Origin of the sequence: Arthrobacter sp. Leaf141 (assembly GCF_001424565.1) — a bacterium.
Lineage (GTDB): Bacteria > Actinomycetota > Actinomycetes > Actinomycetales > Micrococcaceae > Arthrobacter.
On record NZ_LMOL01000005.1, the window covers coordinates 524,086 to 545,407 of the forward strand.

The 21,322-nt window shown below is 65.2% G+C and carries 16 protein-coding genes and 1 tRNA gene; 13 read left to right on the plus strand and 4 right to left on the minus strand.

From position 1 onward, the window contains the following. Positions 1 to 60: 60 nt before the first annotated feature. From ASF72_RS04995 to ASF72_RS05025, 7 genes are all read left to right on the plus strand, one after another. The gene (locus tag ASF72_RS04995; protein WP_050685802.1) at positions 61 to 1,197 is read left to right on the plus strand and encodes a GuaB3 family IMP dehydrogenase-related protein; all 1,137 of its coding nucleotides are present in this window, start codon (positions 61 to 63) and stop codon (positions 1,195 to 1,197) included. A gap of 135 nt (positions 1,198 to 1,332) precedes the next feature. After that, positions 1,333 to 3,072, plus strand: coding sequence for a glycerol-3-phosphate dehydrogenase/oxidase (locus tag ASF72_RS05000; protein ID WP_050685804.1), 1,740 nt, complete (start codon positions 1,333 to 1,335; stop codon positions 3,070 to 3,072). A 42-nt stretch (positions 3,073 to 3,114) separates the two neighbouring features. Then, on the plus strand, positions 3,115 to 3,603 hold the full coding sequence (locus tag ASF72_RS05005) for a PTS sugar transporter subunit IIA (RefSeq protein WP_050685806.1): 489 nt from the start codon (positions 3,115 to 3,117) through the stop codon (positions 3,601 to 3,603). Between the two features lie 80 nt (positions 3,604 to 3,683). Then, the gene (locus ASF72_RS05010) at positions 3,684 to 4,508 is read left to right on the plus strand and encodes an SURF1 family protein (RefSeq protein WP_056597038.1); all 825 of its coding nucleotides are present in this window, start codon (positions 3,684 to 3,686) and stop codon (positions 4,506 to 4,508) included. Beyond that, positions 4,505 to 5,011, plus strand: coding sequence for a DUF3817 domain-containing protein (locus ASF72_RS05015; RefSeq protein ID WP_056597040.1), 507 nt, complete (start codon positions 4,505 to 4,507; stop codon positions 5,009 to 5,011). The genes ASF72_RS05010 and ASF72_RS05015 overlap by 4 nt, the downstream gene beginning before the upstream one ends. Before the next feature lie 105 nt (positions 5,012 to 5,116). Then, complete coding sequence (guaA, locus tag ASF72_RS05020; RefSeq protein ID WP_050685962.1) at positions 5,117 to 6,706, plus strand: glutamine-hydrolyzing GMP synthase; 1,590 nt, start codon at positions 5,117 to 5,119, stop codon at positions 6,704 to 6,706. Between the two features lie 128 nt (positions 6,707 to 6,834). Continuing rightward, positions 6,835 to 11,127, plus strand: a complete 4,293-nt coding sequence (locus ASF72_RS05025) for a DUF4011 domain-containing protein (protein WP_056597042.1) — start codon at positions 6,835 to 6,837, stop codon at positions 11,125 to 11,127. Between the two features lie 27 nt (positions 11,128 to 11,154). On the opposite strand, the gene cpaB is transcribed toward ASF72_RS05025, so the two are convergent. From cpaB to ASF72_RS05040, 3 genes are all read right to left on the minus strand, one after another. Next, positions 11,155 to 11,892 (minus strand): Flp pilus assembly protein CpaB, encoded by a 738-nt coding sequence (gene cpaB / locus ASF72_RS05030; protein WP_082484030.1) that lies wholly within the window; start codon positions 11,890 to 11,892, stop codon positions 11,155 to 11,157. Between the two features lie 144 nt (positions 11,893 to 12,036). After that, on the minus strand, positions 12,037 to 12,309 hold the full coding sequence (locus tag ASF72_RS05035; RefSeq protein WP_056597044.1) for an FmdB family zinc ribbon protein: 273 nt from the start codon (positions 12,307 to 12,309) through the stop codon (positions 12,037 to 12,039). A 116-nt stretch (positions 12,310 to 12,425) separates the two neighbouring features. Beyond that, complete coding sequence (locus ASF72_RS05040) at positions 12,426 to 13,046, minus strand: 5-formyltetrahydrofolate cyclo-ligase (protein ID WP_056597046.1); 621 nt, start codon at positions 13,044 to 13,046, stop codon at positions 12,426 to 12,428. 110 nt (positions 13,047 to 13,156) lie between these two features. Between ASF72_RS05040 and galU the strand changes: the two genes are divergently transcribed. The 6 genes from galU (at position 13,157) to ASF72_RS05070 (ending at position 20,263) form a co-directional block, all read left to right on the plus strand. Beyond that, positions 13,157 to 14,062: a UTP--glucose-1-phosphate uridylyltransferase GalU gene (gene galU / locus ASF72_RS05045; RefSeq protein WP_050685816.1), complete on the plus strand. Its 906-nt coding sequence runs from the start codon at positions 13,157 to 13,159 to the stop codon at positions 14,060 to 14,062. A 5-nt stretch (positions 14,063 to 14,067) separates the two neighbouring features. Continuing rightward, entirely contained in the window at positions 14,068 to 14,688 is a 621-nt protein-coding gene (locus ASF72_RS05050) for a GNAT family N-acetyltransferase (RefSeq protein ID WP_056597048.1), read from the plus strand. Between the two features lie 81 nt (positions 14,689 to 14,769). After that, positions 14,770 to 15,681, plus strand: coding sequence for a hypothetical protein (locus ASF72_RS05055; RefSeq protein ID WP_235504653.1), 912 nt, complete (start codon positions 14,770 to 14,772; stop codon positions 15,679 to 15,681). A 121-nt stretch (positions 15,682 to 15,802) separates the two neighbouring features. Continuing rightward, positions 15,803 to 15,875, plus strand: a tRNA-Ala gene (locus tag ASF72_RS05060). 340 nt (positions 15,876 to 16,215) lie between these two features. Beyond that, positions 16,216 to 18,942: a hypothetical protein gene (locus tag ASF72_RS05065; RefSeq protein ID WP_056597050.1), complete on the plus strand. Its 2,727-nt coding sequence runs from the start codon at positions 16,216 to 16,218 to the stop codon at positions 18,940 to 18,942. After that, a complete protein-coding gene (locus tag ASF72_RS05070; protein WP_157370895.1) occupies positions 18,917 to 20,263 on the plus strand; it encodes a hypothetical protein in 1,347 nt (448 codons plus the stop codon). Before ASF72_RS05065 ends, ASF72_RS05070 begins: the two co-directional genes overlap by 26 nt. Positions 20,264 to 20,318: 55 nt before the next feature. Here ASF72_RS05070 and corA read toward each other — a convergent pair whose 3' ends face one another. Further along, positions 20,319 to 21,314 carry a magnesium/cobalt transporter CorA gene (corA, locus tag ASF72_RS05075; RefSeq protein ID WP_050685824.1) on the minus strand — a complete coding sequence of 332 codons (996 nt, stop codon included), beginning with the start codon at positions 21,312 to 21,314 and terminating at the stop codon, positions 20,319 to 20,321. Positions 21,315 to 21,322 lie beyond the last annotated feature (8 nt).

Genomic DNA, 21,322 nt, shown 5'->3' on the forward strand with positions numbered 1-21,322 from the left:
ATTCCGCCCCGGCCCCGCGCTGGTCCGTGATCAGGGGGGCGGCTGGGATAACCTAGAGCAGTGACTTACGAGATCGAGATCGGCCGTGGCAAGCGTGGGCGTCGTGCCTACTCCCTGGATGACATTGCAATCGTCCCCAACCGTCGCACACGCGACCCCAAGGACGTCTCTGTCTCCTGGCAGATCGATGCCTACCAGTTCAGCATGCCGGTCATCGCCGCGCCCATGGATTCCGCCATGTCGCCGCAGACGGCCATCGCGCTGGGCCGCCTGGGCGGGCTCGGTGTCCTGGACCTCGAAGGCCTTTGGACCCGATACGAGGACCCGCAGCCGGTCCTGGACGAGATCGGCGCACTGCAGGATGAAACCAACAGCCCTGCAGTGACCTGCAGGATGCAGGATCTTTACCGGGCACCCATCCAGCCGGAATTGATTACTTCCCGCCTCGCCGAAATGCGTGACGCCGGCGTGACCGTGGCCGGGTCCCTGACCCCGCAGCGCACCCAGGAGCACTACAAAACGGTCCTGGCCGCCGGCGTCGACATCTTTGTCATCCGCGGCACCACCGTCTCCGCGGAACACGTGTCCAAGGACCACGAGCCGCTGAACCTCAAGCAGTTCATCTACGAACTCGATGTTCCCGTGATTGTGGGCGGCGCCGCAGGCTACACGCCTGCGCTGCACCTCATGCGGACCGGCGCGGCCGGCGTGCTGGTGGGCTTCGGCGGCGGCGCAACCACCACCACCCGCCGGGCCCTGGGCATCCACGCGCCCATGGCGTCGGCGATTTCCGACGTCGCAGCCGCCCGCCGCGACTACATGGACGAGTCCGGCGGCCGCTACGTGCACGTGATTGCCGACGGCGGCATGGGCGCCTCAGGTGACATCGTCAAGGCCATCGCCATGGGCGCCGACGCCGTGATGCTGGGCAGCGCGCTGGCACGCGCCGAGGAAGCGCCGGGCAAGGGCTGGCACTGGGGCCAGGAGGCTCACCACCTGGAACTGCCCCGCGGCGACCGGGCCAACGTGGGCACCGTGGGCCCCCTGGAGGAAGTCCTCTTCGGCCCGGGCCACCACACCAACGGAACGTCCAACCTCATCGGCGCGCTGCGCCGTTCGATGGCTACCACCGGCTACTCGGACCTGAAGGAATTCCAGCGCGTCGACGTCGTCGTCTCCCCGTACGCGGGTAACTGACGCGCCAGGCCGGTTCGGGGCCGCGCCTGCCCTGACCGGCCTGTGCTGACCGGCCTGTCGTCCACCGGCCTGCCCAAGTCTGCCGCGAGCAAGTAGTGTGGCTTTAGACGGCACATGAGGCACTGGAGGCGTTCAATGAAGAGTAGTCCGGCAAACGGCGGGGCGCTCGGCCCCGAAGCCAGGGAAGCATCCATCCAGCGGCTGCGGGCAACCACCGAACCCGGCCGGGAACTCGACATCCTGATCGTGGGCGGCGGAATCGTGGGCACAGGGGCCGCCCTCGACGCCGTCACCCGCGGCCTGAGCGTGGGAATCGTTGAAGCCAACGACTGGGCCGCCGGCACTTCCTCGCGGTCATCGAAGCTCATCCACGGCGGTTTGCGCTACCTCGAGATGCTCGACTTCGCCCTGGTAAAGGAAGCGCTCCAGGAACGCGGGCTGCTGCTTTCAACCCTCGCACCGCACCTGGCCCGGCCCGTGCCTTTCCTGTACCCCCTCACCAAACCTTTCTTCGAACGGCCTTACGTCGGCGCGGGCATCGCCCTCTACGACGCGATGTCCATTTCCAGCGGCCACAACCGCGGCGTGCCGTTCCACAAACACCTCAGCCGGCGCGGCACCCTGCGCGCAGCCCCCAGCCTGAAGGACGACGCCTTTGTCGGTTCCATCAGGTACTACGACGGGCAGGTGGACGACGCGAAGTACTGCGCCAACCTCATCCGCACGGCCGCCCATTACGGCGCCCACGCCGTCAACCGGATGGCAGTGGTGGACTTTGTCCGCGAGGGCGAACGGGTGGTGGGCGCCAAGGTGGTCAACCACGAGGACGGCTCGCAGTTCAAGATCCGCGCCAAGCAGGTCATCAACGCCACCGGCGTGTGGACGGACGAAACCCAGGCCATGGTCACTGACCGTGGCCAGCTCAAGGTCCGGGCCTCCAAGGGCATCCACCTGGTGGTGCCCCGCGACCGGTTCCAATCCACGGTGGGCCTGATCCTGCGGACGGAGAAGTCCGTGCTGTTCGTCATCCCCTGGGGCCGGCACTGGATCATCGGCACCACGGACACGGACTGGAACCTCGACAAGGCCCACCCGGCGGCGTCCAGCAAGGACATCGACTACATCCTGGAACACGTCAACAAGGTCCTGAAGCGGCCGCTGACCCGGGAAGACGTGGAAGGCGTGTACGCCGGGCTCCGGCCCCTCCTCGCCGGCGAGAACGACTCCACCGCCAAGCTTTCCCGCGAACACGTCGTGGCGCACCCGGTCCCGGGCCTGGTGGTGGTGGCCGGCGGTAAATGGACCACCTACCGGGTGATGGCCAAGGATGCCGTGGACGAAGCCACCCGCACCATGGACGAGCGCGTGCCCCCAAGCTGCACAGAGACGATTCCGCTGCTGGGCGCCAGTGGCTTCAAGGCCGCGTGGAACCGCCGCAACCGGACTGCTGAGGAATCCGGGGTGCACGTGGCCCGGATCGAACACCTGCTCAACCGGTACGGCGCCATGATCCCGGAGGTCCTGGCCATCATCGCCGCGAACCCCGACCTGGCCGAACCGCTGCCCGGCGCGGACGACTACCTGCAGGCCGAGGCCGTGTACGCCGCCACCCACGAAGGCGCCCGCCACGTCAATGACGTCCTGACCCGGCGCACCCGGATCTCCATCGAGGCGTGGGACCGCGGTGTGTCTGCCGTGCCCGTTGTCGCTAAACTGATGGGTGACGTCCTCGGCTGGAGCGACGCTCAGCGCGAAAATGAAGTCCGGAACTACATTGCCCGCGTGGAAGCGGAACGCCTCAGCCAGCAACAGCCGGACGACGAATCCGCAGATGCCGCCCGGCTGGGCGTGGAGGACATCGTGCCCTTGCGCTGAGGGGCGTCCCTGCCCTGCACCGCTGACCGAAAGGGATACGCCTTGGCGGAACCACTTGACCCGTACGATGCCGAACTCACCACCCCGGACATGGTGATCCTCGAACTGGCGGCCACAGACAAGACCGACGCCGCCAACCAGTTGGCCGAACGGCTCCACGCGGCCGGCCGCATCACCGACCTCGCCGGCTTCCTCACGCACGTCAACGCCCGGGAACACCAACTGGCCACGGGACTCCCGGGCGGCATCGGGCTGCCGCATGCGCGGAGCGAATTTGTCTCCCGCACCTCCATCGCCGTGGGCATCACCAAGTACGGCCACGCCCTGGACTTCGGGGCTGCCGACGGGCCCGCAACCGTGATCCTGCTCATTGCGACGCCGGCCAGCTCCTTCTCCGACCACCTGGAAGTCCTGGCAACCCTTGCCAGGTCATTGTCCAAGGAGTCCTTCCGCGATTCCCTGCGCCGTGCCTACGACGCCGAGGTCATCGCGGAGTTGATCAATTCCAGCCTGGTGTTCTTCGACCACTGAGCAGGCCCCCGGCGCCGCCTCCGACAGGTGGGATTGCCGGCGTTTAGTTGTTCTACAGCGCTACGAAGTACGGTTAAGACGTGTGGAAAACAGCCCTTAAGCCCCGGTGGATCGCAGGATTCGTGTTTGCGATCGCCGTTTCCGGGGTGTTTGTGCTGCTCAGCCAGTGGCAGTTCGGCAGGTCCACCCAGCCTGAGATGCCGGTCAACCCCGCCACCGAGCAGGTGCAGGCCCTCACGGGCATCCTGGAACCGGGGGATTTCTTCCACGGTAGCGACGCCGACCAGATGGTCTCGGCGACGGGCAGCTACGACCCTGCCAAGCAGGTCCTGGTTCCCAACCGGCTGCACGACGGCACCTCCGGCTACTGGGTGGTTTCCGCGTTCGCAGTAGCGGGTGCCCCCACCCTGGACGGCGTGGCCGCCACCCCCAAAACCTGGATTCCCGTGGCGCGCGGCTGGGTGGCCGAGCCCGGTGACGCGGCAGCACCGCCGTCGGGCGCCATTGAACTGACCGGCCGCCTGCTGCCGTCTGAGGCGCCGCTCCCGGAAACCTCCCCGCAGCCCGGCCAGGCCACCGCCGTATCGGTCGCGGAACTGATCAACTACTGGGACGTCAGCAGCTACCCGGGTTTCATTTCCGCCACTGCCGAACTGGCCGCCGGCACCGACGTCAGTGCCGCCGCCGTGCCGGGGGACCTGCGTCCGCTGGACATCGGCCCGCAGCCGCCGGCGCAACAGGTCAACTGGCTGAACCTGTTCTACTCCCTGGAGTGGGTGGTCTTCGCCGGGTTTGCCCTCTTCATTTGGTGGCGGCTGGTCAAGGACGACTACCGGCGGGACCTTGAAGAGCTTGACGACGAACCGACTTCCCCTGAACCGATCCAGCAAAAGGTAAAGCCATGATTGATCCGAAACCGGCCACCCCGGCCCAGGCCACCGCAGGCAAGCCCGCCAACCGGAAACGCCGCTTCGGCGGCACCGAAGCCCAGATCCGGTCCGCGCTGAAGTTCTACAAGGTTCTCGCCTACCTCACCGGCGGCATGCTGCTGCTGCTGTGCGCCGAGCTGATCGCCCGCTACGGATTCGGTGCGTACCTGTTCGCCGGTGGCACCAACGCCGTCACCGGCCAGCCTTTCGGGTTCGGCTTCGCCGCGGCCGAGCCCCCGGCGGTGCTGGACGGCGTCAACCTGTCCATCGCGGTGCTGATTGTGCATGGCTGGATGTACGTGGTGTATCTGATGTCCAACTTCCGGCTCTGGATGCTTATGCGCTGGCCCTTCCTGAAAATGATCGTCCTTGCCCTTGGCGGGGTGGTTCCGTTCCTGTCCTTCTTTGTGGAGAAAAAGGTGCACGCCGAGGTGGAAGCCGAATTGGCGGCACACCCGCAGGCACCCCAGCGCTACTGACCCGCGCTGCCGGGATGACGCTGCCAAGTGGGTGGCAGCGTCTGCTCCGTCACAGCCGGGCCCCTCAAGGTGCGCCGGCGCAAGGGCGCCAAGTACGCTAGTACGGTGACTACTCCCACTGCATCCCAGACTTCCCAGAAGCCGGTGCTGGTTGTTGACTACGGTGCCCAGTACGCGCAGCTGATTGCCCGCCGCGTCCGGGAAGCGAATGTGTATTCGGAAGTGGTTCCGCATACCTACTCCACCGAGCAACTCCTGGCCAAAAACCCGGCGGCCATCATCCTGTCCGGCGGCCCGTCGAGCGTCTACGCCGACGGTGCACCCAGCGTCGGCGCCGACCTCTTCGAAGCCGGCGTGCCCGTCTTCGGCATCTGCTACGGCTTCCAGGCCATGGCCAACGCCCTGGGCGGCAAGGTGGACAAGACCGGCCTGCGGGAATACGGCTCCACCGAGACCACCGTCCTGGGCGAGGCCCGCTCGGTCCTCGACGGGATGCCGCAGCACCAGAACACCTGGATGAGCCACGGCGACTCCGTGCACGAGGCCCCTCCGGGCTTCGAGGTCCTGGCCACCACGGCGGGCGCCGAAGTGGCAGCCTTCGCCAACGAGGAAAAGTGCCTTTACGGCGTGCAGTGGCACCCCGAGGTCAAGCACTCCGCCTACGGACAGCAGGTCCTGGAGAACTTCCTGTTCAAGGGCGCCAAGCTCGAACCCAACTGGACCACCGGCAACATCCTCGAAGAGCAGGTGGACCGCATCCGCCAGCAGGTAGGCGATGCCCGGGTCATCTGCGGCCTCTCCGGCGGCGTTGACTCCGCCGTGGCCGCCGCCCTGGTGCAGCGCGCCGTGGGCGACCAGCTGACGTGCGTCTTCGTGGACCACGGACTGCTGCGCGAAGGCGAAGCCGAACAGGTCGAACGCGACTTCGTGGCCGCCACCGGCGTGAAGCTGTACATCGCCAACGAGCAGGAACGCTTCCTGTCCGCCCTGGCAGGTGTCAGCGATCCCGAAACCAAACGCAAAATCATCGGCCGCGAATTCATCCGCGCCTTCGAAGAAGCGGAACTGGCCATCATCGCCGAAGCCGCCGCGCACGGCGAGAAGATCAAGTTCCTCGTCCAGGGCACTTTGTACCCTGACGTCGTCGAATCCGGCGGCGGCGAAGGTGCCGCCAACATCAAGAGCCACCACAACGTGGGCGGCCTGCCGGAAGACCTTCAGTTCGAACTCGTCGAGCCCCTGCGGGCGCTGTTCAAGGACGAGGTCCGAGCTGTCGGCGCCCAGCTGGGCCTGCCGCAGGAGATCGTGGGACGCCAGCCGTTCCCCGGACCCGGCCTCGGGATCCGGATCGTTGGCGACGTCACCAAGGAACGCCTGGACCTGCTGCGCAAGGCAGACGCGATTGCCCGCGCCGAGCTCACCGCCGCCGGCCTGGACAACGAGGTGTGGCAGATGCCCGTGGTGCTGCTCGCTGACGTCCGCAGCGTTGGCGTGATGGGGGACGGCCGCACCTACGGCCACCCGATCGTGCTCCGGCCCGTTTCCTCCGAGGACGCCATGACGGCCGACTGGTCGCGGTTGCCGTATGACCTGCTGGCCAGGATCTCCAACCGCATCACCAACGAAGTTGATGGTGTGAACCGTGTGGTTCTTGATGTGACCAGCAAGCCGCCGGGAACCATCGAGTGGGAATAGCAGGCTAAACGGCCGGCCTCCGAATGGAGGCCGGCCGTTCCTGCTTTCCCGGCAAAATCATTGCAAAATCGGGCCTGTACGTGTTGCGGTCTCCTAACTCCGGCGTCGAAGCGGCTACTCTCGAACGTATGCCGGTATGGTCCAGGTCCCCACGTGTTAATGCAGAAAAGAAGGCAGAAGTGTCAGTTGGTCAAGGCCACCAGGAAGGCTCGGAAGAGCTGCGCAAATGGCTGTCCGGGCTTAAACCCGTCACGGGTGCCGACACCATGCTGCGGTTCACCAAAACACCCGAAGGCTCCATTGACCTGACGCATGCACACCCGTCGGGGCTGGCCCAGCTGATGGCCGGCCGCAAGACCCGGCTGTCCACGCTCATCCGGGACCGGCAGCAGTACGTGGTGGCGGCGAGGGCTTCCCGGAACATCCGGTCCAAGATCTTTGAGCTGGCCAACGACCGCGGCATCGACGCCGGGTACCTGTCCGCCGGGACCGTGGTGTGGACGTCCGCCGTAGGTGGCAAACCCCAGCGGGTCTCCGCCCCGGTCATGCTCACGGCCATCTCCCTGACGGTCCGTCCGGGGGAGGACGACTTCGAACTTCAGTTGACCGAGCAGGCACACATCAACCCCGCCCTGGTACGGCACCTGAAGAACGTCCACGGCATCGTCTTTGACGTCAACGCAGTCACCCGGCTTGCCTACAGCACCGCCCGGTTCGATCCGCAGCCGGTCCTGGACCGGCTGTCCACCCTGATCGCACCCATCCACGGTGCCGAGGCCCAGCACAACCTGCTGGTTTCCACCTTCGCCGACCTTTCCGGCAACCTCGATGACCCGTGGATCAACGAATCGAACCCCCTCGTTGCAGCCCTGGCCGCGGCGTCCGGCGGGGATCGGGTGGACGTCGCAGCGCCCGATCCTTCCCGCTTCAGCCCCCTGGACGAGCGGGACCCCCAGGACGAACTGCTGCTCCTGGACGCGGACACGGACCAGCAGTATGTCCTGGACGCGGCCCGCGCCGGCGATTCCCTGGTGGTCAGCAGCCCGCCGGGAACCGGCCAGACACAGACAGCCATCAACACCATCGGCGCGCTGGTGGACGCCGGGAAGACAGTCCTGGTGGTGGGTGACCGCCGGGCCAGCCTCAGCGAGGCAGCCAGCCGGCTGGAGGATCTTGGCCTCGAATCCATCCTCTTCCAGCTCTCCGGAAACGTCACCGCCCAACAGCTCAAGGCCCAACTGGTCCGCGCCATCATGCGCAACGAAAAGTCGCTGGAACCGCAGTTGGGAAACCTGCACACCACGCTGGCCGAACACCGCCACGCCTTGATGGACCACGTGGCGTCCCTGCACAACGTGCGCGACCGCTGGGGCTGCTCGCCCTACCAGGCAATGCAGTCCCTGGCCGAGCTGACCTCCATCCACCCGGCGCCCGCCACCACCGTCCGGCTCAAGCGCAGCGTCCTGGACAGCATCCGCGACCGCGAGGAGCTGGCCGGCCGGCTGCGCCGGGCTGCTGAGCTGGGCAGCTTCAGCAAGGCATCCACCACCAGCCCGTGGCACGGTGCGAAACTGCTGAACCGCAAGGAAACCGAGGAAGCCCAGGACCTGGTCCGTGCTGTGGCAAAGAGCCTGCCGGTCCTGCGGGAGCGGATGAACGCCGTCGCGGAACACGCCGAAATCCGGCTCGGGGAAACGTTCACGGAATGGGGCGAGCAGCTTGAGCTGCTCGTGGCCGTGCGCGGCAGCCTGGACAAGTTCACGCCGGACATCTTCGACCGGCCGGTCACTGACCTGATTTCCGCTACGGCGTCCTCGTCCTGGCGGCGTGAACGCGGCGTTGATATGGCCGCCATGCAGCGCTCCCGCCTCCGCCGCGTGGCCAAGGAGTACGTCCGGCCCGGAGTCCACATCTCCGACCTCCACACCTCCCTGGGCCTGGTCCAGGAGCAACGCGCCCTGTGGGCCGGCTATGCCACCACCCAGCGGCACCCGGCAGTGCCGTCCGGCCTGGCCGAACTGAACGTGATGTACCGCGACCTTGACCGGCAGCTGACCCGGCTCGGGTTGGCGCTGCGTCACACCGCATCCGGCGGTGCCCTGCATGGTGTCCGCTACGGGGACCTGATGGAACGCCTTGAGCGGCTGGTGGCCGACACCGACACCCTGAAGACCCTGCCGGAGCGCACACTCCTGGTGGAGAACATGCGCGAGCATGGCCTCGGTGAACTCCTGGACGACCTCGCTGCCCGGGAAGTACCGGCTGGCTCCGTGGCCGCGGAACTTGAGCTGGCCTGGTGGCAGTCGGCTCTCGAAGCAATGATCAGCGGCGACGACTACCTGGCCATGTCAGACGGCGATGCCCTGCGCACGCTGGAAGCGGAATACCGGCTGGCCGATAACGCCCACGTGGCCAGCGGCGCTGCCCGGCTTCGCTGGGACCTGGCCGAAAACTGGCGAACCGCCATCGCAGAGAAGCCCCGCCAGGCTGATCTCCTGCGCAGCCTCCTTAAGGACGGCCGCGTCTCCCTGCCTGCGCTCACCGCACAGGCACCGGACCTGATCGGGAGGCTGGTGCCCGTTTGGTCCGTCAGCCCGTACCTGATGACAGGCCTGCTGCCCGCCGAACAGCGCTTTGACGCCGTGGTCATCCTCGACGCCGAGGCGACGTCCCTGCAGGCCGTGCTGCCGTCGATCGCCCGCGCCCGCCAGGTGATTGCCTTCGGCGACGCCAGGATCGCCAGCCCGCGGACCTTCACCGTGGGGGTCGAACGCCTGGCCCCGGGTGAGACCGCCCACCAGCGGGTGGAGAGCGCCTACAGCGCGCTGGCAGCTGTCCTGCCGGTATGGTCCCTGAACTTCGTTTACCGTGCAGTGGACGAGGACCTGGTCCTCCAGCTGAGCAAGAACTTCTACGATTCCGGCCTCCGCCGGCTGCCGGAGGGCCAGTCCGCAACCGGACTGGACCGCGCGTTGCTGGTGGAATACCTGCCGGACGGCACGGGGCTGCCCAGCGCCGACCACGAAGGCGTCGAATCCGTAGTGGCAGAGGTCAGCAGGGTGGTGGACCTGGTGTTTGAACACGCCCGCCTGCGTCCCCGCGTCTCCCTGGCCGTCGTCACAGCCAGCCTCCGGCACGCCGCCCGGATCGGCGAATCCATCAGGCTGCAGCTGCCCAACCACCCCGGCCTGGCCGGGTTCTTCGGCGCCGGCCCCGAATCCTTCCGGGTGGTCGACCTGGAACGCGCGCAGGGCCTGGTCCGTGACCATGTCATCTTCTCGCCGGGTTATGGCCGCACCCCGCATGGTCGGGCACTGCACAACTTCGGGCCGCTCTCTGCCGATGGTGGCCGGGAGAAGTTCGCCCTGGCCATGACCCGCGCCCGGCAGTCCATGCACGTGCTGACCTGCTTCCGGCCCGAGGACCTGGACCACACCCGCCTTACGCATGGGGCAGTGGACCTTTATTCGCTGCTGGACCGGGAGATTTCCGGCAACACGGATCTTGGCACGCCCGCCTCCCGGGCCGCGGCCAGCGAGCAGGCCCTCGGTGCAGACCCGCTGGTTGCAGACCTCGGAGACCGCCTGCGGGCCCGCGGCGCCAGGGTGTGGCACCAGTACGACGGCGCCATCGATGTGGTGGCCGCCGCTGATCCGCTGAGCACCATGGGCCAGGACGATTCCGCCCTGAACCGGCCGGTGGCGATTGAATCCGACGGCACCGGGCAGTACCGCAGCATGAGCGTCCGTGAACGGAGCCGGCTGCGGCCGGAGCTGCTGGAGCGCCTGGGCTGGCGGTACATGCCGCTGTGGACCATTGAAGTCTTCACAGACCCGTCCGCCTGCGCGGACAGGATCGCGGAATACCTGGGACTTGAGCGGATGGTCCTGCCCGCCCGGACAGATCATGCCACGGGCTTCCTGGACGACGACGTGGACCAGGCACTGAACGGAATCGGCGCGGCAGGGCAGGCTGCCAGGCGGTCCGCCGCGGCCAGCCAGGAACGGGCCGCTGCTGCGGTTACCGTGAATGAGCCGGCTGCTGCTGCCCAGGAACCGGCCGCAGGCCCTGCAGCGGCTCCCGCCGCCGAAGCTGCGGACCTGCCGGACACCCGGAACCCCGGCGCCGGCGGCACTGAACCGGACACAGACGACCTACGGGCCACCGGCCCGGGCAACGAGGAGGCGGGCACCATGGCCGCGAACGAAACGACAAATGCCGCCGCAGGAGAGCAGCCTGCCGGCAGCAGCACTGACCCGTCCACGGCCGCTGAACCGGCGGACACTCCGGCCAACGGCACTGCAGGGACCGCCGGCATCCTCCCCATCAAGGCGGCGGAGGACGATCCCAAGGGCTGGGGCGACCGCGAGGACGACCACGATGCGTGGCTCAAGGAACAGAAGCCGCCGCACTGGGGCTGATGGCAGCGGGCTGACGGCCGGCCCGCCCTAAGGCGGGCCAACAAGGACAAAAAACAGCCGGCCCCGCGTGGACGCCCCGGCCAGGCGCTCGGCTTGGCTGCTGTCGGCAGCAACCACCAGCAGGCCCTCGGTCTCAGCCGTGCCAAGCCACTGGCCGTCCTGGGCGCCCTTGCCGGAGGTCCACAGGACCGGGACTCCCTTGGCAAGGACTTCTGAGGGTGCCAGGGGTTCGAAGCCGTCCGAGGGCGTGAGCACCACGTTCACCAGTTGGCCCGGCGCCACCAGCTGGATCGAGGACGGATCGGCCATCCGGAGCGGGACGGCCGCCGACCCGGGAGTTGTCCCAGCCAGGAGGCCCGGGCCCACCAGCAGCGTGTCCGCCAGCGGTTGGCCCTTGCGCACTGGGGCTGCCAGCTGCATGCCCGTCACCTGGCCGGGGTCCTGCAGGAAACCGGAAGCGAGCAGGCCGGGAGGCACCATCAGCTCAGCTAGGTCCGACGCCTGCAGCGCCGTCCCCGCCGGAAGGTCACGTGCCGCCGCCAGGACCCCGGCCAACGCGGGCGGGGCGGGAGTGAGCCGGTGGACAGTGATGGCGGCGGCGGCGCACAGGAGCAGGGCAACGGCCAGCCTACGGTTGCGTCCCAGCCAGGCCCCGAAACGCCGGGTGGCCCTTGACCGGTTGCTCCAGCCGCCGCGGCCTGAACTGCCGTGGACGCGTTGTCCAGGAATGTTGCCGCGGCGCTGGCGGTAGGGGGAAGCGGGCATGCTTCACCGTAGGCGCGACGAAACCCCGCATGACACAGGGGCAGCTGCTATGTGGACAAAGCCGGGTCAAGCACAGGTGCGCACCGGCACAAAGCCGGGACCGCCGTCGTACCCCCTGCTCAGGCGGGTGGACCCGGCGGGGTGCTAGCTGGCTTTGGCGGCCGCAGCCGGGGCGGCTGCAGGTGCGGCAGCAGCAGCGGCGGGGGCCGAAGGCGCAGGCGAGACGGTGCTTCCCTTGGCGTCACGGGAATCCGTGCGGTAGAACCCGGAGCCCTTGAAGACCACACCAACGCTGTTGAACTTCTTGCGCAGGTTTCCCCCGCACTCGGGGCACGTGGTCAGGGTGCTGTCGGTGAACGACTGCACGATGTCGAAGACGTGGCCGCAGTCCTTGCAGGCATAGGCATAGGTTGGCACTGGTGCTCCTCCTCTTGGGCAAAGGGAAGGTCCCGTGCTGCCGATTGGTGTTCCATTAGCAGTCGCAGGGCCTGAGTGCCAATTCTAGCATTCCAGCCGGCGGCTTCAGTGCTGGGTCAATCCTGGCGGGAGAGGCGCTGGAAGCCGGACGGGGTCAGGACTGCGGGGATAGGCCTGTCGAAGGGTTCTGCAGGAATGCTTCCGGCGGGGAGGATCTCGTCGTCGAAAACCACTGCTGTGCGGGGGATGTGGCGGTCTGCTGCCGCCAGGTGGGACTGGAACACGTCGTAATATCCGCCGCCCTGGCCCAGGCGGTTCCCATCGCGGTCCACAGCGGTGGCCGGCAGGAACAGCAGGGCAGCCTGCCCTGCAACCGTTGTCGGGTGCCTTGGGCCTGTGGGCTCCAGCAGGGGAGCAAACTTGCTTCGTTCGAACTGCACCCCCGGCCGCCAGTCCACCCAGCTCAGCTCGCGTTCGGCTTCGCACACGGGGAGCAGCACGCGGTGGCCAGCTGCATGGAGGGCCTGGATCAAGGGCAAGGTGGGCGGCTCCGTCCCCACGCTGAGATAGGCGCAAACGGTTTCCCGACGGCCGCCGAGGATGGCGTCGGCCCAGTCCAGGCCGTGCAGGGCGAGGCCGGCTCCGGCAGCTGCGAGACCCTCGGCGCTGCGGGTGGAGCGCCGCCGCCGGTGCTCAGTCCGGAGGTTCTCCTTCGCCGTGGCGTTTTCATCGCTCATGGTGACATCCTTGGAAGCCGGTGTCGGCGGGCCGGGCCGCGATGTTTCCGCGGTGCAGGCAACGCCTGTGCTGATTACTGAATGGTTGACGCTGAGGTTAGATTAGTCCCGTGACTACCAGTAACCCCAGAGTGCGCAAAGCCGTTATCCCCGCCGCCGGGCTGGGGACCAGGTTCCTTCCCGCCACGAAGGCCATGCCCAAGGAAATGCTTCCTGTGGTGGACAAGCCTGCCATCCAGTATGTGGTGGAGGAAGCCGTGCACGTGGGGCTGCACGACATCCTTATGATTACGGGGCGCAACAAGCGCGCCCTGGAAGACCACTTTGACCGCGTGCCGGCCCTGGAATCAACCCTGGCCGAAAAAGGGGATACCCGGAAACTCGCCTCGATCCAGGCGGCCAGCAACCTGGGGGACATCCACTACGTCCGCCAGGGTGACCCCAACGGGCTGGGCCACGCCGTCCTGCGCGCCAGGCAGCACGTGGGCAACGAACCTTTCGCCGTGCTCCTGGGCGATGACCTCATCGATGCCCGCGACGAACTCCTTGCCACCATGATTGACGTCCAGGCCAAAACCGGCGGGTCCGTCGTAGCACTCATTGAAGTTGAACCGTCGCAGATCAGTGCCTATGGCTGCGCCGACATCGAGGCGGTTGCAGGAGAGGACTACGTCCGCGTCAACCGGCTTGTGGAGAAGCCCAGCGTGGAGGAAGCGCCGTCAAACCTGGCCGTCATTGGCCGCTACGTGCTGCACCCCGCTGTGTTCGGCGTCCTTGAAAAGACGGGACCGGGCCGTGGCGGTGAAATCCAGCTGACGGATGCGCTGCAGGAACTGGCCACAGTTGAAGGCGAGGGACACGGTGTTTACGGCGTGGTGTTCCGCGGCCGCCGCTATGACACCGGCGACAAGCTGAGCTACCTGAAAGCCTGCATCCAGCTCGCCATTGACAGTGAAGACCTTGGCTCCGGCCTGCGCGACTGGCTGCCGGGCTTCACTGCCGGGCTGTCCAAGTAGCACCCATGCGGCTGGGCCCCATCTGGCCGGTAACGCTGGAGTGCGACGACCTGGTCCTTCGTCCCATCCGGTACCGGGACAAGAAGGAATGGACTGCCGTCAGGGGGCGCAACAGCGAATGGCTGGCCCCGTGGGAGGCGTCCAACCCCGCACCCGGTGGGGGGTTGCCTGACTACCGCCAGATGGTGCGGTCCCTGAACTCGCAGGCGGCGGCGGCAACGGCTTTGCCGTTTGTGATCGCTGAGCGCAGCGTGCCCGGCGGCCCCGCGGCCATCGTGGGCCAGTTGACGGTGTCTTCGATTGTGTGGGGTTCAGCCATGATGGCCACGTTGGGGTACTGGGTTGACCAGGACCGGGCGGGGCGGGGGTTCGCACCGACAGCGGTGGCGCTGGCCACCGACCATTGCTTCCGCACCCTGGGGCTGCACCGGATGGAGATCAATATCCGGCCCGAAAACGGACCAAGCCTGCGGGTGGTGGAGAAGCTGGGATTCCGTGACGAAGGCTACCGGCCCCGCTACCTCCACATCAACGGTGAATGGGCTGATCACCGCACGTTTGCGCTTACATCAGAAGAGGTCCCTGAGGGGTTGCTGCACCGGTGGCTGACGACCCGTACGTCATAAATCCAGTGATTTGCCAGCCGGACCACGACACACCGCGGCCAATGCGGCGGCAGCCGCCGTGATGCTCATACGGTTTTGAGTGTGGACTTCCCCCTTAGCAGCTCAGTGATCCTTGTGGTTGCCGTTGTGCTCTGGATTGTATGGGTTGCCCCTTATGTCCTTAGGAACCGGCGCAGCCAGTTCCTGCCCGCTGGCGAGATGCCGGTGGACACCCCCCACGAGGAGCTGCCTGACCCCACTGCGGGCCTGGCTCTGAACGTTGCCGCCCGGCAGGAGAAAGCAATGGATACCAGGAAGAGCGCCGGCCCCGGAGCAGGCGCGCCGCCCACCGGCCAGTTCCGGATCCGTTACGGCCGCACAGCTTTGGCGCTGGGTGGCCTGCTGGCGCTGCTGACCGCTTTTGTCTCCGGCGTTCTGCTGCCTTTCGGAGTTGGGTCGCCGGCCTTGCCCCTGTCCTGCCTTGCCTTGACCGTCCTGGCCGTGGTGGTCCTGCGCCGGTTGGCGCTTCGGGACCGGGCTGCCAGGGTTGATGCCGCCTTCCGCGACGCCATGGGCCCGGCTCCGCATCGCGTTGAACCTGCCAGCCGCCCCGCCACGCCCGACGCCGGCCCGGCGCCCCGGGAGGACCCCCCTTTTGACGCGGAAGCCGACAGCGGGGCCACCAAGCCGCTGACGGCTGCGGAACTCCGCGAAGCTGCCCTCGCCGTTGCTGTGGCCGCCGGAGATGCCAGCGCCATCATCGCCCCTGCAGGGCCAGCCAACACCCCGTGGGAGCCCGTGGAGGTTCCCAAGCCCGTCTACGTCGAGGCTGCCAAGGCGGAACGCCCGGCTCCCGCACCGCTGGAACTTCCCGAAGCGCCCAAGGCAGCCGGCAAGCCGTCCCTCCGCCAGGGTGCGGAAGCCCAGGCGTCCGCCGCTGACGCCGCGCAGCCGGCGAAGGCACAGGGCGCCCTGGGCAATCTCGACGACGTCCTGCAGCGCCGCCGCGCCTAGCAGTTCCGCAGTGCGCCGGGAATCCCGTGGCCGGCCGGTGCGCCGGTTTGGCATTCGGCCGGGAAAATTTATAGCCTAGAGTCACCGGTTCCGCAGCGGCAGTTGGATTGCGGCAATATCCGGGGCTATAGCTCAGTTGGTAGAGCGCTTCGTTCGCATCGAAGAGGTCAGGAGTTCGAATCTCCTTAGCTCCACAATCAAGGCCCTCTGACCTGCGGAAACGTTGGGTTGGGGGGGCCTTTCCTTTTGCCCATGGTGATCCGATGCCGGGGCAATCCCGCTCGGGCATCCCGCCCTTGGTACAAAAGATACCGGGAACGCCCAGCAGCGCTGGCCCGCGTGGCCATCCCTGGATTGTACGTTCCCCCTGCCACTCTCATTTGGGCGTTTACAATCCAATACCGGCGTGCCACGATATGGATGTTGTGCGCTTCGCGGGTCAGTCATCCTTCGCAGAATGTGACAGGGAACAGATCAGTACAATCACCTCCTCCGAGGCATCTCCGGTACTCGGCCCCTCGCGAGGAATTCCTCATGTTTGATCTGTTCAAAGACCTTGATACCTACAAAGGGATCCCGCCGTATGCCAGCGAACATTACGGTGTCTATCAACCTCTGCTGGGCTGGGAATCACGGCTGACCAAAAAATGGATTCAGCGCGGTGGAATCATCGTCGATCCGCATATCAAGAAGATCCTTGATGCCCGGTTCAAACCCGGTCCGGAACTCGTGCAGAATGATCATCCCTTGGAATTTCTGGCGTTTCCCCTTCAGCCTGGCTCCGGAATATCGCCCTATTCCGTTATCTTGACCAAGACACTCAACAGCGAGCTACTGGTTGTCCTGAGGGATGCCGTCCAGGGTTTTGTGGAACAGCATGAAGGCCGTCTGCCGCAGGGTGCAGAGTGGAATGCGCTGATAGAAATTAACAATTTTATGGACCCCGAGGCAGGGCCGCTGCGGAGGGTTAACGATATCCATCGTTCCCGCCTGAACCAACAGATGATGGCCCAGGCCCAAGGGGGCCAGATCACCGGCGAGATGCTTGCGGCCACTAAGCAAGCACACCTGGCCCTCATGCAGTACGAGTCCCAGATCGCCGTCTTCCTCCTTGCCCAGGCCGAGGCCCAGCAGGGGGCAGATCCCAACGAGCTCGCCAAGCTCTTTTCTGTCACTACCGCCGCGCCGGCCACTGACATCCTCCGACCGACGGACCCTTTGGCGAGCATAGACCCCCGCGCTTCCGGCGGGACGCTCTCGCCTGTGGGGTTTGTGCACTTGTTCCGCCAATACTTTTTCGATTTGGGAACCTTTCTGGGCGAAAGTGTCGAACATGTTTGGCTTGCACCGGGAACAACAATCGAGCTCATCGAGGTGAGCACCCGAAAGTCTGTCGTGGAGCATCAGGAGGAAAGTGCGTCAGAGTCCACCACCACTTCTGAAGAGAGCAGCGCGGTTAAGGATGAACTCAGTGACGCGGTGAAAGCCGAGAACAGCAGCAGTACCAAGCTTGGTGTCTCGACCACGAACACTGTGAATTTCGGCGTGTACCAGGGTACTGCTTCGGCAAATTACGGCGTGGAGAGCAGCCGGAAAGAGGCCCGCGAGGCAACTCACAAGCAAAACCGGGAGCAGTCGGAAAAGCTTTCTTCACAGATCAAGCGGAGCTTCAAGTCCATCTTCAAGACCGTGACAGAGTCGACGGATGTGCGCAGCCGACGGTACCTGCTGCAAAATACGTCGAACAAGCTGGTCAACTACGAGCTGCGGCGCAAAATGCGCCGCGTTGGCGTCCAGCTTCAGGATATGGGAAACCAGCTGTGCTGGCAGGTGTTCATCGACGATGCCGGAGTGTCCCTGGGACTGTCTGAACTGGTGCATTTTGCTGAATCCCCGGACTTGGCGAACCTCAAGGACCCCGAGTTTGGCCCGCCCCCGGCCAACATTGCCAAGAAAATCACGGTACCGATTCCTTTCACCCCCATCCTGAACTACAGCAACTGGCATGCAAACTACGAGTTCGCGTATCTGGAGACGGGCAACACGCCATATAAGGACAAGTTCCTTGGCACCGTAAAAGGCGACGATGATGACGATGACAGCCAGGTCATCATGGGGCCCTTCACGTTCAAGATTGACCCTCCGCAAAGTGACTATGTCCTGACCGACGACATCAGGATCATTGGGCCGCAAGGCAACAAACAGGCCGTGGTGAGGACGAAGACCAAAAACGCGGATGGCTCGTTCACCCTGGTGCTGCAGTTCATCAACTTCAACAAGGAAAATGTCCTCAACCTCGACGTGGAGCTGGTGTTCGCCCCACAGGCTGCCGCACTCACCGAATACGAGGCAAACAAGAAGAAGATCCAGGAAAAGTACGACGTCGAGAGGCAGCGTCTGCTGAAAAAGAGTTTCCTGGAGAGCGTCAGGCAACGCATCAAGGACGCAAGCAGCATCAGGTCCAGGCCCTCATGGGACCTGAGAGAAGAAGAACGCACGGTTATCTACCGTGAACTGCTCCAGCGCCTGATGCTCGACTCCTGGGACATAGCCTCCAAGAATCAGAAGGATACGGACAATCTTCGCCTCAGCCACGTCCGCTCGGAGGTCATCCGGGCCATCTTCGACGTGGACGGAATGCTCTACTTTGTAGCACCTGAATGGTGGATGCCGCGGCGGCACCGAAGCCAGCTCAATTTGCAGGTGCAGGTGGGAGACCCCTCAATCGAACTGACCGATAACGACGTCGTTAAATGGGATGACGTCGAAAAACGCCCGGACAATTACCGAATTACCGAAGACTCCGCTCCCGCACGGTTCGGCAGTTCACTCGGGTGGCTGCTCCAGTTGGACGGTGACAACCTCCGCAACGCTTTCCTTAATGCGCCCTGGGTGAAGGCTGTCATCCCGATCCGGCCCGGGAGGGAGGGGGCCGCGCTCAATTGGCTTAGAAGCATCGAAGGCCACGAGAACGACGGGTGGAACACGCCCTATATCGGCACGGCTGAAGAGGATGCCGAGTTCAGCGGCAAGACCGTCGGTGAAGTACTGGAGATCATTGCCGGGCGAATGGAAAAGGAGAACGGCAAGATCGTCAACGTACTCGAAGCAGACAAGGTCTTTGAAAAGGGGTTCGACCCGCTGGCATCGGGCTTCGACGCAGGGTTGCCCGCCAACAAGGTCTTCAGCCAGTGGATATCGATTCTTCCCACGGACCAAATCGTGGCCTCCGAGTATGAGCCAAAAGACCTCACCCTTTAGCCCTGGGGAAACAGCCATGGAACTGAGGGACATCACCCGGGAAACCTCATTGCTGAAGTCCTACAAATCGACATACGTCGACAACCAGAATCACGAACTCCTCAGGATCTACCGGGACAAAGGCCGCCAGTTTCCGGTACTGACCGAGCGGGTCTTCACACAATCAGGAGCCTCGCCGGAGGAGTTGATCGACTACAAGCTCCAGCGCAACATGGATGATGCCGATGCCGGACGGATTTTCGTCCTCGAGCGCACCGACAACCCGACCGATCAGCTGAAGACGAGGCTTTTCTTCGTCTGGCTCTCCCCAGCACTGGTCGGGCAGTTCAAGGTTGGCACCTCCAGCGCCCCCAAGGTGAAAGCGAGCGTTGTTTTTCATCCGCGGGCGGGCCTGGAAAAGTACCCGACGTACTGGAGAGGAGGACTGGAGCCGCTCCAGGTACCCAACTTCCTTGAGCTCGGAATAAGGTACCTGTGCAAGGACAAGAATGTCGTGGCCCAGCATTTCTGCTCAACCCCCAAGACCCGCCAGCCCGGCGTCCCGCGCACCGACAGCCTCAAGAGTTCCCTGGCCGTGATGGTCGTGGTGCCAGTCTCCAGCGCCAATGCTTTCGCCAGCCTGGGCGACCCCCGGGAATTCGAAGATGCGCTCCGGCGCATCGCCAAACGATGCTTTGAGGCCGTCACCACGCAGTTGATCCCGGCGGCTGCGGTCACGCTCGAGCGGGTGGCCGTCTCCGGATACAGCCGGAGCGGGGCAGTCCTCCGCACCCTCCTGGACAATGCCCGGGCGAACGAGCCGTTCATGCGGAACGTCGTGAAGGAGTTTTATGCCTTCGACGTGATGCTTAACGAGAACAATCCCCAGGGCGTTGTGATCAAAACGAAAAAACAGGGGTACGACGAGTTCTGGTCAAGACTCAAGACCTGGCAGGGGGAGGACTCCGACAAGATGATCCGGCTCTACAGCTCAGAGCCTGCAACGGTTGGAGCGATCTATGGCGAACTGCAAACCCGGCTCAAGAACTACGGCGGGGGATATCAAAGCGCCGTCGGTTTCAGCTCCTTCAACGGCAAGGCGCGGCGGAATGGTTCCGGAAAATACGCCGGACTCAGCGACGGCTACGAGATCTACTCCACCGACAACTCACGATCCCTCGCCGTTATGCCCTCAGGAAACGCCCTTGTCTACCTCTCCAGCGAGAACCTCGTTAATCCAGAAGGCTTTGCCCCTGGCGGTACCTACGAGCCCGGGCTGGAGGGGCACAGCTGGTTCGTGTCGCGGCTTCTGTCGCATGCCCTGTTCCACAGCGGCTTCTAGCGGTGCCCGTCCGCGACTCCTGGATAATCGCCGAAGACACCGGCACAACCAGCGCCTAAAGCCAGCCCTTCTTTTTGAAGATCCCATACATTGCACCCGCGATGGCCACCATCAGCGCAAGCGCCAGCGGGTAGCCAAGGTCCCAGTGAAGTTCCGGCATCGTGTCGAAGTTCATCCCGTAGATTCCGGCCACAAACGACGGTGCAAACAGGATGGCAGCCCACGAGGAGATCTTTTTGACCTGCTCGTTCTGCTCCGCGCTGGCCTCGTTCTGCCGGTTCGCGGTCAGCGTGCCGTCCAGGGTCAGGGCGTTCTGCAGGAGGTCCCGGAAGGAATCGGCCCGGGAAATGACCCGCTCCACATGGTCCTCCACATCGCGCAGGCTGTGCTGGAGTTCGGTTTCCACACCGTACTTCGCAAACCCCCGCTTGAGCTGGAACATCATGTCCGGCAGCGGGTGGATGGCCCGCTGGAACTGGATCACTTCGCGGGCCAGCTCGTAGATACGCCGCGACACGGTTGAGTCGCCGCTGAAGAGCTGGTCCTCAATCTCGTCGATGTCGTTTTCCAGGCCGGCCACCACCGGGGCATAGTCATCCACCACGCGGTCCAGCAGGGCGTACAGCACAGCTTCGGGCCCGTGCTTGAGGAGGTCAGGCCGCGCCTCAAGCCGTTGCCGGACCCTGGCCACGCCTGCCATCTCCGCATGCCGGACCGTCACCACAAAGTTCTTGCCGGTGAAGATGTGCAGTTCACCGAATTCAACGGTTTCGGTTTCATCCACGTACCGGGCGGGCCGGAGCACCGTGAACAGGTTGTCGTCGTAGCGTTCCAGCTTGGGCCGCTGATGCGCGGACACGGCATCCTCGACGGCGAGCCCATGCAGGCCGAACTCCGCTGCCACGGCGGACATTTCCTCCCGCGTAGGCCGGTACAGGCCGATCCAGGCCATCCCGCCGTAATGGGCCAAGGTCTCAAACGTCTGCTCCAGGCTTTCCGGCTCCGCATGCCTGACACCGTCAACGTAGACGGCGTTGTCGATGATGGTCACGGGCGGGT